The following is a 15,522-nucleotide window of genomic DNA, read 5'->3' on the forward strand; positions in this document are numbered from 1 at the left end:
AACAGACGAGGAGTCACCACCATGACCACCAGCACCACCACCCACCGCACGGACGCCGCCCGCTTAACGGAAGCCGTCGAGTTCGTCCGGCAGCAGGACACCTCCGCCCTGCTCCCGCTGCTCCTCCCCGGCCTGGACGGCCCCGAGCTGCGCGCGCTGGCGGACCGCTGCCGCTTCTCGCACGCCGCCCTACTGGTCTTCCCGGCCGACGTCGAGGAGCGCCGCGCCCTGCTGGCCGGCTGCGGCCTCGCCCCGGACGTGACGGCCCGGCCCAGCGTGGTGGTCAGGGACCGGCTGGCCGCCCGGCACGGTCGGGCCCCGGCCTCGCTGGACGTCCGGATCCTCCGCCCGCCCGTCGAGGGCACCGGGCGCACGGTGGAGGTCTTCGTGCTCACCGTGCCAACCGGCTCGGACCTCGCCGGACCGGCCGAGCACGAACGGGCCCATGACCACGAGGCCCACCTCGCCCTGGAGGTCGACCACCCGGACCCGCTGGTGCTGCGCGGCCTCTGCGCGCTGCTCGCCCGGCACGGAGCCGGGCCGGACGGTGGCGGCTACAACCCGCACGAGGACGGCACCGTGCTCTACTTCACCACCCCCGCCGACACCAAGGCGGGCTACCGGCGGCTGGAGCTGTACGTCCCCGGCGAGCACCCGGACGTCCTGGCCGCCCACCTGAGCCCCCCTCAGGTCCCCCGGCCCGGTCCCTCCCCGTCCGGCAGCACCGGGCCCGGGGGCACCGGGTCCGGTGGCACCACACAGGACACCTCTGCGGAAACGCTCCTCCGCCTGCTCACCGGTGCCTGGACCACCCAGGCCCTGGCGGTCTCCGCCGAACTCCGCCTGCCCGACGCCCTGGACACCACCACCGCCACCGGCCTGCCGGCCCTGGCCCGGACGGTCGGCGCCGACCCGGACGCCCTCGCCTCCCTGCTCCGCTACCTCGCCATGCTGGACGTGGTCGAGGCCGCCGACCAGGACCAGGGGCACGACCACGGCCAAGGGCATGGCCACGACCAAGGGCACGACCGGGCCCCGAGCCGGGACGCCTACCGCCTCACCCCGCTCGGCGCCCTGCTGCGCACCGACACCCCGGCCTCCATGCGACCGCTGGCGCTGATGTACGGCGGGCCGTTCTACCACTCCTTCGCGGAGCTCGGGCACACCGTCCGGACCGGCCGGGTCGCCTTCGACCACCTCTACGGCGAGAACCACTTCGACCACTTCGCCCGCGATCCGGAGCTGGCCGAGCTGTTCGACCACGCGATGGCGGCGAGCTCGCGGATGTTCGAACCGCTCACCACACACCCGGTGGTGACGGCCGCCGCGTCCGCCGGGACCGGTACGGTGGTGGACGTCGCGGGTGGCAACGGTGCGCTCCTCGCCCGGCTGCTGACCGCCCACCCCGGGCTCCGCGGCGTCCTGCTGGAGCGCCCGCACGCGGTGGAGGCCGCCCGTCGGGCCCTGGACGCGGCCGACTGCGGCGAGCGCTGCGACTACCTGGCGGGCGACTTCGCCGACGTGCCGCCGGGCGGGGACGTCTACCTGCTGTCGCGCATCCTGCACGACTGGGACGACGAACGCTGCCGGGAGATCCTGCGGCACTGCGCCCGGGCCATGCCGGCCCACGCGGACCTGCTGATCGTCGAACGGGTGCTCCCGGACGACGGCTCGCCCTCGCTGGCCACCGCCTGGGACCTGCACATGCGGTGCAACGTCGGCGGCCACGAACGGCGGGCGGACCACTTCTCCCGCCTGCTCACCGACACCGGCCTGACCCTGGTCGGCCGCTCACCGCTCCCGCTGGGCGCCACGGTGCTGCACGCCCGCCGGACCGCCCCGGTCCCGATCCAGACCGCCCGCACCGGCACACCGTAGCGCCGTGACCCCGGACGGGTGGTCAGCTGCCAAGGTCCTCGCGGCAGCTGACCACCCGTCCGGCTCCCGATCACCGCCCGGCCGGAGCGGCGCCGTGGCGCACCGCCCCCGTCACGCCTAGCGTCGGTACCGCACCGCCCGCCTCCCGCCAGGCCCCCCTCGTCCCCTCCTCGAACGGAGCCGCGATGACCGGCAGCGACCCGATCCACGCAGAGCTGGACCGCCGCACGGCGGCCATCGCCTCCGAGGTGGTGGCCTGGCGTCAGCACCTGCACCGCCATCCGGAGTTGTCCAACCGGGAGGCCGGCACCGCCGCCTACGTCGCCGACCACCTCCGCTCGCTCGGCCTGGACGAGGTGCGCACCGGCATCGCCGGCCACGGTGTGGTCGGCGTGCTGCGCGGCGGCCGGCCGGGCTCCCGGACGGCGGCACTGCGCGCCGACATCGACGCGCTGCCGGTCCCCGACCTCAGCGGGGTGCCGTTCGCCTCCACGGTGACCGACCCGGACTACCCGGGCGGCCCGTTCCCCGTCTCGCACGCCTGCGGACACGACTGCCACACCGCGATGCTGATGGGCGCGGCCACCGTCCTGGCCGGGGTCCGCGCGGAGCTGCCCGGCACGGTGCTGTTCGCCTTCCAGCCGGCCGAGGAGGGCCCGCCGGTCACCGAGACCGGCGGCGCCCTCGCGATGGTCGAGCAGGGCGCCTTCGCCGATCCGGTCCCGACCATGGCGTTCGGCATGCACGTCGTCCCGCTCCCCAAGGGCCAGGTGGGCTACCGGGCGGGCAACCAGTACGGCGCCTCCTGCCTGGTCCGGATCGTGATCACGGGCCGTCAGGTGCACGGCTCCACCCCCTGGCAGGGCATCGACCCGATGCCGGCCGCCGGGGCCGTGCTCACCGGCATCGGGCAGCTCTACCGCCAGCTGAGCGCCTTCGACCCGGTCACCGTGACCATCGGGCACGTCGAGGACGTCGGCCGGTTCAACATCATCGGCCAGACGGTCACCCTCTGGGGCACCATCCGCTGCATCGTCGAGACCGACATGACGGAGGTGCGGCAGCGCCTGGCCACCCTGGTCGAGCACTCCGCCCTCGCCTTCGGCTGCACCGCCACCACCGAGTACCTCCAGGACGTCCCGCCCGTCCACAACCGCCCCGCCTGGGTCGAGGCCGCCCTCCCCACCCTCCGCCGGGTGGCCGGCCCGGACCACCTCACCGAGACCGACCCCACCCTCGGCTACGACGACGTCTCCGAGCTGATCGACCGCTTCGGCGGCCTCTACGTCATGCTCGGCGTCCAGGACGCGGCCCTCGACCCGGCCGGCCGCCCCGTCCCCACCCCCGGCGGCCGGGGCCTGGTCCCCAACCACAACCCGCACTTCTACGCCGACGACGCCACCCTCCCCACCGGCGTCCGCCTGCACGCCCACGTGGCCTACGACCACCTCGCCGGTACGCTCCTGCCGGACTGAACACCCTGCTGCGCCCCGGCTGCTGACGGATGGAATGATCGGCACGGCTGCTGATCCCCGCCGACCTCCTCCACCGACGCCCGGAGCGCACCGTGCCCTTCCACGACCCGACGGCCCTGCCCGTGCTCGACCTGCTCAGGGCCGACGGCTCGTGGCAACTCACGGAGGTGGACGGCGTGTTGGAGAGCGCCGTCTACCGGCACACCCCGGGAGCGGAACGCGGCGCCTTGGTGGAACGGCTGGTCGCCGGGGGTGCGGCGACCGTCGATCCGGGCGATCCGGAGCAGTGGGAGGGGGCGCTGATCGAGGCGCTGCTCTCCCACCCGGCCGCCGACGGGCTGACCGGGCTGGAGCTCCACCTCACCGACTACCACCACTCCGCCGAGCACGCGGCGGCCGCCCTGGCCCGCCGCGAACGTCCCCGGCTCCACCACCTCCACCTGGGCAACGCGTTCGAGTACCTCTTCGAGGACGGCCTGACCTCGACCGGCCGTCCCCTCGACCCGCTGGAGCGCCACGGCGCGGCCCTGGTGCGGACCGAGCCGTGGGCCGCGCTGCCGGCCCTGCGCAGCCTGGAGCTGGAGGGTGCCTTCCTCGTCGACGCGATCGACCACCCGGGCCTGACCCGTCTCCGGACCCGGGGCGCGGTGATCTCCGACGGCTCGGTCTTCTCCCCGGGCCGACTCCCTGCCCTGACCGACTTCGCAGTGAGCCTGGAGAGTGACGTGTTCGGCGTCGCCTGCTCGATCGACCAGGTCGCCGAGCTGGGCGCGGGGCGGTTCCCGGCGCTGCGCCGACTCGACCTGGGGCTGGTCGAGTTCGACTCCCACGCGTTCGACACGCTCGCCGCGTTCGCCGGCTCCCCGCTGCTGCCGCAGCTGGAGAGCCTCACCCTCCGGAGCCTGGAGCTGGAGCGCTGGCACTGCGCGGAGGCCGCCGACCCGGAACCGGCCGTCGTCCTCGCCGCGCTCGCCCCGGCCTTCGCCCACCTCACCCTCCGGGTGGTCGGCCCGGTCACGGTCGAGTCCGACGACCCGGCCCGGGCCGACGCGGCCCTCGCCCTGCTTGGCCTACGCATCGGAGCCGGCGGGGCCGGAGGGGCCTGACGCCGCGTCACCGGCCGTCAGGCGGTGTGGTCGAGCAGCAGCGGGAGGACGGACGCCCAGGTGGCGGGCGGGAAGACCTCGTGGCCGGTCCGCTCCAGCAGATGGAAGGCGGCGCCGGGGATCTCGGCGGCCAGCGCGCGACCGTGGTCCGGCGGGAAGAGCGGGTCCTCGTCGCCGTGGCAGACCAGCGTCGGCACCGCCAGCCCGCCGAGGCGGTGGCGCCAGGGCGCACCCGCGTCGATCAGGAACGGGTTGGTCAGCTGGGCGGCGATGTCGGCGGCGTGGTCCACCGTCCGGGCGGCCACCCGGCGCATGCCGTCGGCGTCGAACGGCCGGGAGGCGGCGGCGAACGGCCGCTCGCCCTCCACCAGGTGGCGGACGACCGCCTCCCGGTCCGCCCGGTCGACCGCCGGCTCCTCCTGCTCGAACAGCGCCGCGATCCGGGCCGCCATCGGCGGCAGGTCGGGGGTGGCGTGGCCGGGGCCGCCCGGCGTCGAGGCGGTCAGCGTCAGGGTGGCCACCACCTCCGGGTGGTCCAGGGCGAGCAGCTGGGCGACGGCCGAGCCCTGCGACATGCCGACCACGTGGGCCCGGCCGAGGTCGAGAGCAGCGATCAAGTGTGCTGCGTCGGAGGCGAGTTCGCGCAGGCCGTAGGGCGGGGCACCGACCGGGAAGGCGGTGGAGCGGCCCGCATCACGGCTGTCGTACCGGACCACGTACCGGCCGCCGTCGGCGAGCCGCCGCACGAACGCGTCGGGCCAGTTGAGCATCGAGTGCCCGGCGCCGTGGAGCAGCAGCACGGCCGGTGCCCCGGGCGTGCCGAACGCCTCGGTGCACAGCCGCACCCCGTTGACCTCGACCGTCCGCCGAACCGCCGTCATCGTGCCGTCCCTCCGCACCGCTGCCACCACTGCCACCGCCAGCGCCAGCGCCAGCGCCACCGTCCCTCACCGACCGGCTCACTGACGCACCGTCAGCACGACCGTACCGGCGGGTGGTGACACGGCGGCCGGGCGCGCCCCCGCGCCCGGCTCAGTCGTCACACGAGCGGACCCACTCGTGCGAGTACGGCGCCGGGCCACGCTCCGGGAGGTTGCGGCGTTCGCCGTTCGGCAGGCAGCCGATCCGGTCCTGGTACTCGACGTCCGCGAAGTACCCGACGTCGATCCTGGTGGCGCCCTCGGCGAGGCTCTGGCCGTTGTTGAAGACCGAGCGCGGCGGGCTGGAGGCCGACCAGCCGCAGGTGAGCTCGCCCCGGTACCAGTCCTCGTCCGAGTCCACCCAGGCGCAGAGCTCGCCCTGTCCGTCCGGCTCGGTGAAGAAACAGACCGCGCCCCGGTCGCAGCGGTCGTAGCCGGTCTCCGGCAGCAGCGGCACCAGGCCGACCCCGAGGGCGGTGGCGAGGGCGGCGGTCGCGGCCGTCAACAGCCGGCCGCTGTGGCGACGGAGGAACGGGCCCGGGTTCCACGGAGCACGGCGGCCGGCGGCGGCGGCCTGGACCCGGCGCAGCAGCGAGGCGGCGGTGTGCGGGGCCCGGTCCTCGTGCCGACGGGCCAGGCAGTCGGTGAGCAACGGCCGCCACTGCTCCGGGAGTTCCGGTGAGAGCCGGAGCTCGTCCTGGCCCCGCGCGTACCGCAGGGCGGCGTCCCGGCGGGCGCCGGGAGTGCCGCCGGGCAGCGGGTGGGTACCGGTGAGCACCAGGTGGGCGAGCACCCCGAAGGCCCAGATGTCCGCACTGGGGCGCACCTTGCGCCCGCGCTCGTCCACCTCGGACCAGACCAGGTCCGGCGCGGTGTAGTCGGCGGTGCCGAAGACCGGGGCGTAGGCGTGCGTGCCCTCCAGCTCGGCGGCCACGTTGAAGTCGGCCAGCCGGGCGGTGCCGTCGGCCATCAGCAGCACGTTGCCGGGCTTGAGGTCACCGTGCACCCAACCGGCCCGGTGGAGCTGGTCCAGGCCCGCACAGACGTCGACCAGCAGGGCCGGGCCGCCGCGCGGGGTCCGGTCGGCGTCGAGCAGTTCCTCCAGCGAGCGCTCGGCCAGCTCCAGGACGAGCACGCTGGCACCGTCCAGGCCGGGCAGCGCGGGGTCGTCGAGGGTGCGCACCTCGTACAGCCGGATCAGCCGGGGTGCCCGCACCCTGCGGAGCAACTCCACCTCCCGGGCGACGAGTTCGCGCAGGTGGCCGAGCTGGCGCGGGGTGCGGGTGCCGGTCGGCAGGACCTTCAGCGCAGCCCGGGTCGGCACGCCGGCCACCGGGGCGCCGCGGTGGGCGGCGTAGACGGTGCCGAACGCACCGCTGCCGAGCGGCTTGCCGACCGTCCACGGGCCGATCCGGTAGCCGGCCGGCACGGACAGCCGGTCCGACGGTCCGTCAGGGGGCGCCGTCACCAGCCCGCACCCCCGGCGGCGGCCGCTCCCGGCCCTCCCCCGGATCCGGGGCACGGGCCCGGCCCCGGTGCGGGCCGCGACCCCCCGGCCGGCTCCGTCCTCCGTCCGGGCACCATGATGATGCTGTGCACGCGCCGCCACCCTTCCCCCGTTGTGGTGAAGGAAGGGTAGCGAGGGGCGTGGCCCGTTCACCTGAGGATTTCCGGCCGGGCAACTGCCGTCCGGGCCCTCCGTGCACGGCGGATCAGCACTCCCCCCCTGCCACACGAAGCCCGCGACGATCCGGCCACCGCCCGGGAAGCTGCCCCGGCCCTCGCCCGGGCCCTGGTGCAGGCACTGGCCCCCGCCACCGCCGAAGCTGACCTGGACGTGGTCGTCACCGGGCTGCACCGAGCCGTTGTCGAAGTACGAGCGGCGGAAGCCGCAGTCGCTCACCGGCCGGTCGGCATCGGACCGGCAGACCGCAGCCAGGCCGACAGCACCGCCCGTCCCCCGTGTCCGCGCACCGCACACCCCTCCTCCGGCAGCCGCCACAGCCCCGCCCGCGCGGCCCCGCCGCCCTCCTGCCGACGCGGGGGCCACCCGACCGCCTGTGACCTCCCAGAGTCCGGCTAGGCTCGCCCCGGACGATCACGACGCGGGTCGTCCACCGAGCGGACGCACCGGGTGAACGGGCCGGGTGAACGGGCCGGGTGAACGGGCCGGGTGAACGGGCCGGGTGAACGGGCCGGACGGACCAACCGGAAGAGGGCGGGCGCGAGTTGACCGGCTGGACGAAGGCGCTGGACGCGGCCGGCATCACCGACCCCGGGCTGCGGGAGGACTACACCCGGCAGCGGGAGCAGGTGACGCGGTACCGCCGCGAGGCCGCGCTCGCGGCCCGGCTCCTGCTGCCCGCACGGCTGGTGCCGCACGTGATCGCCGCCACCGCCTACATGCACCGCACCGACACCCTGCTCGACAGCGGCCCGCTGGACGGGCGCCGCGCCGCATACGCGCAGTGGGAGCTGGAGGTGACCGGGGCGCTGGCGGACGGCGGCACGGACCACCCCGAGCTCCGCCCGTTCCTGCACACCGTCGCGGCCCACCCCGCCCTGCGCACCCTGGTGCCGCAGCACCTGGCCGGCTCCCTCGCCGACCTCGACTTCACCGGCTTCGCCACCGAGGCGGAGTACCAGACCTACCTGGACGTCTACGCGCTGCCGGCCTTCATGGTGGTCGCCACCGTGCTCGGCCCGCCCGGCGACCAGAGCGCCTACCGAGCCGCCTGCCGCACCTACCTGGACGCGAGCCAGCGCATCGACTTCGTCGCCGACCTCGCCGAGGACCTGGCCGACGGCCGCCTGACCCTCTCGCAGGAGGCACTCGACCGGCACGGCGTCACCCGCGCCGACCTGGTGGCGGGCACCGGTCTGCCCGCCGTCCGGGCCCTGATCACCGATCAGCTCGACCTGGCCGGCCGCACGCTCGCCGAGGGCCGGAGCGTGATCGACCTGGCCCCGCCCGCGCACCGGCCGATGGTCCGCTGCATGGTCGGCCTGGACGCCCTCACCGCCACCGCCGCCCGGGCCGATCCGGCCGCCCTGCTGCGCCGCCCGGTCGGCCCGCCGAAGGGCGCGGCGCTGCGGCTGCTCGCCCGCGAGTACCTCCGCTCCCGCCGGTCCGCCGGCTGACCGTCTCCCGGCCGACGCCCCCTCGGCCGACGCCCGGCTGACGGTCCGTCGGGCTGGTTCGGCGGCCATGACCGACACTGAGCCCGGCACCGACCACTGGACGTCGCCACCCGACCGCCCGGTGCACGGCCGGGGCGAGTGCACCGTCACCGTCCTCCACCCGCCGTTGCCGGCCGGCACCGGCCGGTCCACCCGGGAGACGGTCGCCGCACCGCACCGGCCGACCGCCGGGCGGCGGCCACGCTCAGGACTGCCGGACGGCCTCCGTCAGACGGTCGGCCGCCTCCACCACCGCGTGGGCGAGCCGCGCCCCGGGGTGCCGGCTCAGCCGCTCGATCGGGCCGGAGACGGTAACGGCGGCCACCACCCGGTTGGACGGACCGCGCACCGGTGCCGAGACCGAGGCCACCCCGAGCTCCCGCTCGCCGACCGCCTGCGCCCAGCCCCGCCGCCGCACCCCGCTCAGCGCGGTGGCCGTGAAGCTGGCCCCCTGCAGCCCCCGGTGCAGCCGCTCCGGCTCCTCCCAGGCCAGCAGGATCTGCGCCGCCGCACCCACCCGCATCGGGAGCGTCACCCCCACCGGGACGGTGTCGCGCAGGCCGGAGAGCCGTTCGGCGGCGGCCACGCAGATCCTCATCTCGCCCTGCCGCCGGTAGAGCTGGGCACTCTCCCCGGTGACGTCGCGCAGGTGCGCGAGCACCGAGCCGGCCGCCGCCAGCAGGCGGTCCTCACCGGCGGCCGCCGAGAGTTCGCCGATCCGGGCGCCGAGCGTGAAGCGGCCCTCGACGTCGCGCGCGACCAGCCGGTGCTGCTCCAGGGCGACCGCCAGCCGGTGGGCGGTGGGCCGGGCCAGGCCGGTGGCGGCGACCAGCCCGGCCAGCGTGGTCGGCCCGGCCTCCAGGGTGCCGAGGATGGAGGTGACCTTGTCGAGGACGCCGACGCCGCTGGTGGTTTCCATGGATGTACTCCGTCTCAGGTCCCGCGAGCGGCGGGTGGCGGCGCTCGCGGAGGGCTCCGTACGGGGAGCCCAGGGGGTGGTCAGCGAGGGAAGGCCGCAGAAGTGGGCCGGGGTCCTGCGCCAGACACAGAACGGGTACGCGAAAGCGCCGGGGTGGGAAGCGCCCGGACGAAGGACAGCACAGAGAGCACCGTGTCTCCTCATCTTTCCCGCGCCACAGTGGCGGCAGGCCGGAGTTGGCACTGCTCCCGGACGGCACGGCGCGTACTTCGGACGCCGGTTCGACCGGGGAGTTGCCGGGGCTTCGTAGGGCCGGTCCCTCCACCCCTCTGGATGATTCGCGAGGAACCATATCAAGACCCCGGGCCGCCGTGCCGGGCCTCCCCCCACCTCGTCCGGAACCGCTCCCCCACCGGCCCCCGTCGGCCGGAATCGCCCCCTCGGGTGATCCACGTTGGTAGCGTCGCGGCATGACGGACCAGCGATCGGCAGAACACCGGTACGAACCAAGCGGACTGACACGGCGTCAGACCCTCGCCGCACTCGGCGCCGGCGGAGCGGCCTGGCTGCTGCGGGGCACGGTCGGACCGGACAGCGCCCGGGCGGTCGGCACCGCCCCCGCCGACCTCCCCGGCGGGCTGGTCCCGTACCAGCGGGAGTACCGGAACTGGGCCGGCGAGGTGCGCACCGATCCGCTCTGGGTCTGCGAGCCCACCACCCCGGAGCACGTGGCCGAGCTGGCCGACTGGGCCCGCACGGCCGGCTGGCGGCTGCGCCCGCAGGGGCACCGGCACGGCTGGGCCCCGCTCACCGTCGCCCCGGACACCCCTTCCTCGGCCCGCGTCCTGCTGCTCGACACCACCCGCCACCTCACCGCGATCACCCTGCCCACCGGGCAGGTGGCCGGCGCCCCGACCGTCCGGGTGCAGGCCGGCGCCTCGATGGAGGAACTGCTGGCCCGCCTCGGCGAGCAGGGCCTCGGCGTCGCCGGCTGCCCGGCCCCGGGCGACCTCACCGTCGGCGGTGTGCTCGCCATCGGCGGCCACGGCACCGGCGTCCCGGCGGCCGGCGAGACCACGCCCGCCGGCCACGGCCACGGCTCGCTCTCCAACCAGGTGGTCTCGCTCACCGCCGTGGTCTGGGACCCGGCCGCCGGGCGGTACCTGCCGCGCACGTTCGACCGCACCGAGGCCGAGGCCGGGGCGCTGCTGGTCCAGCTCGGCCGGGCCTTCCTCACCGAGGCGGTGCTCCGGGTCGGCCCGGACCGGCCGCTGCGCTGCCTCAGCCGGGTCGACGTCCCGGCCACCGAACTGTTCGCCGCCCCGGGCGGCCCCGGCGCCGCCGGCAGCGCCGGTGCCCGCACCTTCGCCTCCTTCGTCGACCGGGACGGCCGGGCCGAGGCGATCTGGTACGCCTTCACCACCCACCCCTGGCTCAAGACCTGGCGGGTCACCCCGACCCGACCGCTCACCGCCCGGAGCGTCGACGAGCCGTACAACTACCCCTTCTCCGACAACATCCCCCAGCCGGTCGCCGAGCTGGCCGGACAACTGGTCTCCGGTGCGCCGGAGTTGGCCCCGGTCTTCGGCCAGCTCCAGTACCTGATCACCAAGATCGGGCTGACCGGGGACCTCACCGACGTCCTCCTGTCCAGCGGCCTGCTGCGCACCCTGCTGACCGGCGAGCTGCTCACCCACCTGCTGGCCGGCGGCCTGCGCTCCGACCTCTGGGGCCCCTCCCGCCACCTGCTCCAGTACATCCGGCCGACCACCCTGCGGGTCACCGCCAACGGCTACGCGGTGCACCTGCGGCGGGCCGACCTCCAGTGGGCGGTGCACTCCTTCACCACCACCTACCAGCGCCTGCTGACGGAGTACCAGCAGCGCGGCGAGTACCCCGTCAACGGCGCCGTCGAGATCCGCGTCACCGGCCTCGACGACCCCGCCGCCACCGGCATCCCCGGCGCCCGGCCCGCCCTGCTCTCGGCCCTCCGCCCCGACCCCGCCCACCCGGACCGCGACACCGCCCTCTGGCTGGACGTCCTCACCCTCCCCGGCACCCCCGGCCTGCACCGCTTCTGCCGCGAGCTCGAACAGGCCCTGCTCGCCGCCTTCGACGGCACCCGCGCCGCCCTCCGCGTCGAGTGGTCCAAGGGCTGGGCCTACACCGACACCGCCGCCTGGTCCGACCCCGGCGTCCTCGCCACCACCATCCCCGCCTCCTTCCCCGAGTGGACCGAGGCCGTCACCACCCTCGACCGCCTCGACCCCCACCACGTCTTCGGCAACCCGTTCCTGGACGGCCTGCTGCGCACGCCGTAGCCGGCGGCGACCGCTCCCCGGAGGTCCCCGCCGTGCACTTGGTGGCCGACCGTCCGAATCCTTTCGCCGCCCCGGTGACTCTCATGACCGCAGGGCCGCACCGCGCGCGGTGCGGCCCTGCGGTCCCGACACCGCGAGCACCGAGAGGCCCGTCATGAACCTCCCCTCCCCCACCGCCCCCGTCCGTGGCGTACTGCTGGTGCACGGCGCCTGGCACACCGGGCACGCCTGGGACGGTGTCGCGGCCGGCCTGCGGACCCTCGGGGTCCCGGTGGCCGTCGCCGAGCTGCACCGGGGCTCGCTGGCCGCCGACATCGCCGCGGCCGAGGACGCCCTGGACCGGCTGTCCGGGAACGGCCCGGCCGTGGCCTGCGGCCACTCCTACGGCGGCGCCGTGATCACCGGCCTCGCCCCCGAACGGGTCGACCACCTGGTGTACCTGGCGGCGATGATGCCCGACCACGGCGAGACCGCGCTCGGTCTGCTCGCCGGTGCGCCGCCCACCGCCCTGGCGACCGCCATGGTCGGCGACCGGGCGGGTGTCACCACCATCGCCCCCGGGGCGGCGGGCGAGCTGTTCCACGGACAACTCGGCACCGCCGAACGGGCCCGCCACACCGCCGGCCTGGTCCCGCAGGCGATGGCCGCCGGGCTGCACCCGACGGCCTCCCCCGCCTGGCGCGAACGGCCGAGCACCTACGTGGTCTGCTCCGAGGACCGCGCCGTGCACCCCGAGTTGCAGGGGCGGTTCGCCGCCCGCGCCACCCACGTCCTCACCTGGCGCAGTGACCACGGGGCGTTCGCGTCCCACCGGGACGAGACCGTCGGGCTGCTGCACCGACTGGCCACCACCGGCAGCCCGGCCCGGCAGGAGGAGTGACGCACCGTCAACGGGCTGGCTGCGGCACCTCCGGGGCCAGCGAGTTGCCCGCCGGGATCCGGCCGCAGTCGGTGGGGGCGGGGCGCCCCGCGAAGCGGTCGTTCAGCCAGCCGAGGGCGCCGGGGGCCCAGGCGACGGCCGCGCCGAGGTGGCTGAGCAGGTCGTACTGGTCGTAGGCGATGCGGCCGTTGCCGATGGCGCAGTACTGTCGGGCGAGCGCCCGGACGTCACCGGCGACCATCACGCCGTCGCCGGTGCCGATGCCGGCCGGGCTGGCGAAGGTGCCCTCCAGGACGCCGCCGTTGCCCTGGGCGATGTGGCCGGGGACGGTCGGGGTGGGGGCCGAACCGAGGTTGATCCGGTTCACCGCGTCGACGAAGGCCGGCACCGAATTCGGGTCGGAGTACTGGGACTTGGCCATCTTCTTCCAGGTCAGCCCCGGGTAGTGGCCGACCGCGTCGATGATCGACCCGTCCTCCAACTGCCGGTAGACCGACAGGCCGTAGTCGTTCAGGTAGGGCTTGAGGTCGATCCCGAAGGAGCGGGAGACCCCGATCACCGCCATCGGGATCACACCGCTCCAGGCCAGCGAGCCGTCCACGTACTTGAGGTTGTGCGCCGGCGCCACCAGCAGGCCGCCCTCGGTGAAGCCGACCAGCCTGGCGTTGACGTCCGGCGCGTAGCCCGGGGCGAGGGCGGCGGCCCAGTTGGTGGCGATGGCACCGCCGGAGTAGCCCATCAGGCCGAAGCGCGTGTCGGCGTTCATGCCGGTGGCCTCGGACCGGGTGGCGGCGCGGATCGAGTCCAGGGTGTTGGTGCCGTACTCCGGGCCGGCCGCGAAGTCGGCGGTCTGCCCCTCGGTGTCCGGGATGACGACGTTGTAACCCTGCGTCAGGAGCGGCACCAGGAAGAGCGCTTCGGCGTTCGGGATCAGCCCGCCGAGGCTCAGGTCGCCGGCCACCGCGCGGGACGGGCCGTCCGCCGGGTCGAGCGAGTCGTAGAAGGACTGGTACGAGACCGCCCGGCTGGAATCACCCGTCAGGCTGCGGACCACGGTGGTGACGTTGGCCGCCGGGCGGCCCTGGGCGTCGGTGGTGCGGTAGAGGAGCTGGACCGCCCGGACGGGGGTCGGGAGCCCCACCACGTGGTAGGCCAGGGTCCGGGTCTTCAGGACGGTGCCCGGCGCGAGCGAGGCCAGCGGCGTGCTGCCGTCGTAGCGGTAGAACGCGTCGCCCGCGGCGGCGGTCACCTGCGCAGCGGCCGGGACGGCGGTGGCGGCCAGGGTGGTGGCGGCCAGCGCGGCGGTGACGGCGGCGGCGAGCAGGCGGGAGGTGTTCGTGCGCATGCGGCTCCCCCGTGGGGTGGGTGGGTGTGAGGGTCCGGTGCACGGCACGGGTGGGGTCCGCGCACGTGGGGTGGTACACCGGTGGGCGTGTTACCAACTGGTAGGAAACGTCCCGGAGAACATGATGACTGCGGTACGGCGGGGTGTCCCCGGGCCGTGCACCAGAGATTCGCGAGGTGGATTGTGACGGCGTCCAGCCCGGCGGAGCGAGCCGACGCGGCACCACGACTGGGCGGGACCCCGGTCCACGAACGGCTCCGGGCCACCGCCTCGGTCCTGGCGCCCGCCGTGATGGCCCGGCTGGTCGAGCAGCTGCCCGCCTACGAGGCCCTCCCCTCCGAGCAGCTCCGGGGCGAGATCGCCCGCGAAGTCGACCGTGGCATCCGGGCGTTCACCGAGACCCTGCAGACCGGTGAACTGCCCGGCGAGGCCGAGCTCGCCCGGATCAGCGAGTCCTCGGCCCGCCGCGCCGACGAGGGAGTGCCGCTGGAGGCCGTCGTCGGCGCCTACCACTTCGGCGCGCAGGAGTGCGCGGCCCGGGTGCTGGCCGCCGCCGAGCCGGCCGACCTGCCGGACGTGCTGCTGGTCCAGCACCGGCTGCTCGACTACCTGCGGCTGGTGAGCTGCGCGGTCGCGGCGGGCTACGTCCAGGAGCGGCAGGCCGCGCTGGGCGACGAGCAGGTCGCCCGGCAGGAGCTGCTGTCCGCACTGCTGGAGGGCGGCGACCTCCGGGCCGCCGCCGACCGGGCCGGTCTGCCGCTGCCGGCCGGCTACCTGGTGCTCGCCCTGACCGTGGGGCCGCACCCCGACGAGCTGCTCGCCGGGGTCAACCACGCCGTGGCCGACCGCCGCAAACTCCGGCGCCTGCGCCACGAGCTCCAGCGCCGGACCGACGGTGAGCTGCTCTCCCGGCTCTCGGGAGACACCGGCCTGGTGCTGATCCCTGACGGCGCGTCACCCCTCGGCCCCGGCGGGGCGGACCGGGAGCGGCTCGCCCGGCTGGTCGACCAGCTCGGCCACCGGTGCGGCGCCGAACTGCTGGTGGCGGCGGCCACCGCGGCGCCCGGCGGCGTGGCGGACGCCGCCCGCCTGGTGGCCGAGGTCCGCGACGTGGCACGCGCCTCCGGGCGCGGGCCGGGGCTGTACCTGCTGGAGGACGTGCTGCTGGAGTACCAGCTGAGCCGCCCGGGCCCGGCCCGGGACCGGCTCGCCGCCCTGCTCGCCCCGCTGGCCGGGCGCCCCGACCTGCTCGACACCCTGCGCGCCTACCTCGCCGGCGGCCTGGACCGGCGCAGGGCCGCCGCCCGGCTGCTGGTCCACCCCAACACCGTCGACTACCGCCTGCGCCGGGCCGCCGAACTCACCGGCCTGGACGCTGCCCGGGGCGACGACCAACTGACCCTGCGCGCCGCCCTGGCCGCCCACGACACCGCCCGCCACGGCACGGAGGCCCCCGCATGAGACCCGAGGCCGCGCCCTGCGGCCCGGGGCGGGCGGA

11 protein-coding genes and 1 riboswitch are annotated in these 15,522 nt (G+C 75.7%); of the genes, 7 read left to right on the forward strand and 4 right to left on the reverse strand.

What is annotated here, in order from left to right; all coding sequences use genetic code 11:
* Positions 1 to 21 precede the first annotated feature (21 nt).
* The 3 genes from ACIRBX_RS04785 (at position 22) to ACIRBX_RS04795 (ending at position 4,459) form a co-directional block, all read left to right on the forward strand.
* On the forward strand, positions 22 to 1,878 hold the full coding sequence (locus ACIRBX_RS04785; protein WP_402293727.1) for a methyltransferase: 1,857 nt from the start codon (positions 22 to 24) through the stop codon (positions 1,876 to 1,878).
* Positions 1,879 to 2,063: 185 nt separating this feature from the next.
* Positions 2,064 to 3,353 (forward strand): M20 family metallopeptidase, encoded by a 1,290-nt coding sequence (locus ACIRBX_RS04790; RefSeq protein WP_402293728.1) that lies wholly within the window; start codon positions 2,064 to 2,066, stop codon positions 3,351 to 3,353.
* Positions 3,354 to 3,445: 92 nt separating this feature from the next.
* Positions 3,446 to 4,459 (forward strand): hypothetical protein, encoded by a 1,014-nt coding sequence (locus ACIRBX_RS04795; RefSeq protein ID WP_402293729.1) that lies wholly within the window; start codon positions 3,446 to 3,448, stop codon positions 4,457 to 4,459.
* 17 nt (positions 4,460 to 4,476) lie between these two features.
* On the opposite strand, the gene ACIRBX_RS04800 is transcribed toward ACIRBX_RS04795, so the two are convergent.
* Together ACIRBX_RS04800 and ACIRBX_RS04805 are read right to left on the reverse strand one after the other, a co-directional pair.
* Positions 4,477 to 5,400, reverse strand: a complete 924-nt coding sequence (locus ACIRBX_RS04800) for an alpha/beta fold hydrolase (protein WP_402293730.1) — start codon at positions 5,398 to 5,400, stop codon at positions 4,477 to 4,479.
* Between the two features lie 91 nt (positions 5,401 to 5,491).
* Positions 5,492 to 6,847: a serine/threonine-protein kinase gene (locus ACIRBX_RS04805; protein ID WP_402293731.1), complete on the reverse strand. Its 1,356-nt coding sequence runs from the start codon at positions 6,845 to 6,847 to the stop codon at positions 5,492 to 5,494.
* A 761-nt stretch (positions 6,848 to 7,608) separates the two neighbouring features.
* Here ACIRBX_RS04805 and ACIRBX_RS04810 point away from each other — a divergent pair.
* The gene (locus ACIRBX_RS04810) at positions 7,609 to 8,520 is read left to right on the forward strand and encodes a phytoene/squalene synthase family protein (protein ID WP_402293732.1); all 912 of its coding nucleotides are present in this window, start codon (positions 7,609 to 7,611) and stop codon (positions 8,518 to 8,520) included.
* Between the two features lie 244 nt (positions 8,521 to 8,764).
* Here ACIRBX_RS04810 and ACIRBX_RS04815 read toward each other — a convergent pair whose 3' ends face one another.
* Positions 8,765 to 9,478, reverse strand: coding sequence for an IclR family transcriptional regulator (locus ACIRBX_RS04815; RefSeq protein ID WP_402293733.1), 714 nt, complete (start codon positions 9,476 to 9,478; stop codon positions 8,765 to 8,767).
* A gap of 197 nt (positions 9,479 to 9,675) precedes the next feature.
* Positions 9,676 to 9,818: riboswitch (SAM riboswitch) on the reverse strand.
* A 130-nt stretch (positions 9,819 to 9,948) separates the two neighbouring features.
* Between ACIRBX_RS04815 and ACIRBX_RS04820 the strand changes: the two genes are divergently transcribed.
* Complete coding sequence (locus ACIRBX_RS04820) at positions 9,949 to 11,799, forward strand: cholesterol oxidase substrate-binding domain-containing protein (protein WP_402293734.1); 1,851 nt, start codon at positions 9,949 to 9,951, stop codon at positions 11,797 to 11,799.
* 154 nt (positions 11,800 to 11,953) lie between these two features.
* Positions 11,954 to 12,679 (forward strand): alpha/beta hydrolase, encoded by a 726-nt coding sequence (locus ACIRBX_RS04825; RefSeq protein ID WP_402293735.1) that lies wholly within the window; start codon positions 11,954 to 11,956, stop codon positions 12,677 to 12,679.
* Between the two features lie 7 nt (positions 12,680 to 12,686).
* Here the strand turns inward: ACIRBX_RS04825 and ACIRBX_RS04830 are convergent, their stop codons facing one another.
* Positions 12,687 to 14,024 carry a lipase family protein gene (locus ACIRBX_RS04830; protein ID WP_402293736.1) on the reverse strand — a complete coding sequence of 446 codons (1,338 nt, stop codon included), beginning with the start codon at positions 14,022 to 14,024 and terminating at the stop codon, positions 12,687 to 12,689.
* A 183-nt stretch (positions 14,025 to 14,207) separates the two neighbouring features.
* On the opposite strand from ACIRBX_RS04830, the gene ACIRBX_RS04835 reads away from it, so the two are divergent.
* Positions 14,208 to 15,485, forward strand: a complete 1,278-nt coding sequence (locus tag ACIRBX_RS04835; RefSeq protein WP_402293737.1) for a PucR family transcriptional regulator — start codon at positions 14,208 to 14,210, stop codon at positions 15,483 to 15,485.
* Positions 15,486 to 15,522: the final 37 nt, after the last annotated feature.

The organism is Kitasatospora sp. NPDC096147, assembly GCF_044763225.1.
Lineage (GTDB): Bacteria > Actinomycetota > Actinomycetes > Streptomycetales > Streptomycetaceae > Kitasatospora.

What these genes read in the sequence shown, in the direction of transcription:
- ACIRBX_RS04785 (WP_402293727.1), top strand. Translation starts at nt 22, where the DNA reads ATGACCACCAGCACCACCACCCACCGCACGGACGCCGCCCGCTTAACG.
- ACIRBX_RS04790 (WP_402293728.1), top strand. Translation starts at nt 2,064, where the DNA reads ATGACCGGCAGCGACCCGATCCACGCAGAGCTGGACCGCCGCACGGCG.
- ACIRBX_RS04815 (WP_402293733.1), bottom strand. Translation starts at nt 9,478, where the DNA reads ATGGAAACCACCAGCGGCGTCGGCGTCCTCGACAAGGTCACCTCCATC.
- ACIRBX_RS04820 (WP_402293734.1), top strand. Translation starts at nt 9,949, where the DNA reads ATGACGGACCAGCGATCGGCAGAACACCGGTACGAACCAAGCGGACTG.
- ACIRBX_RS04825 (WP_402293735.1), top strand. Translation starts at nt 11,954, where the DNA reads ATGAACCTCCCCTCCCCCACCGCCCCCGTCCGTGGCGTACTGCTGGTG.
- ACIRBX_RS04830 (WP_402293736.1), bottom strand. Translation starts at nt 14,024, where the DNA reads ATGCGCACGAACACCTCCCGCCTGCTCGCCGCCGCCGTCACCGCCGCG.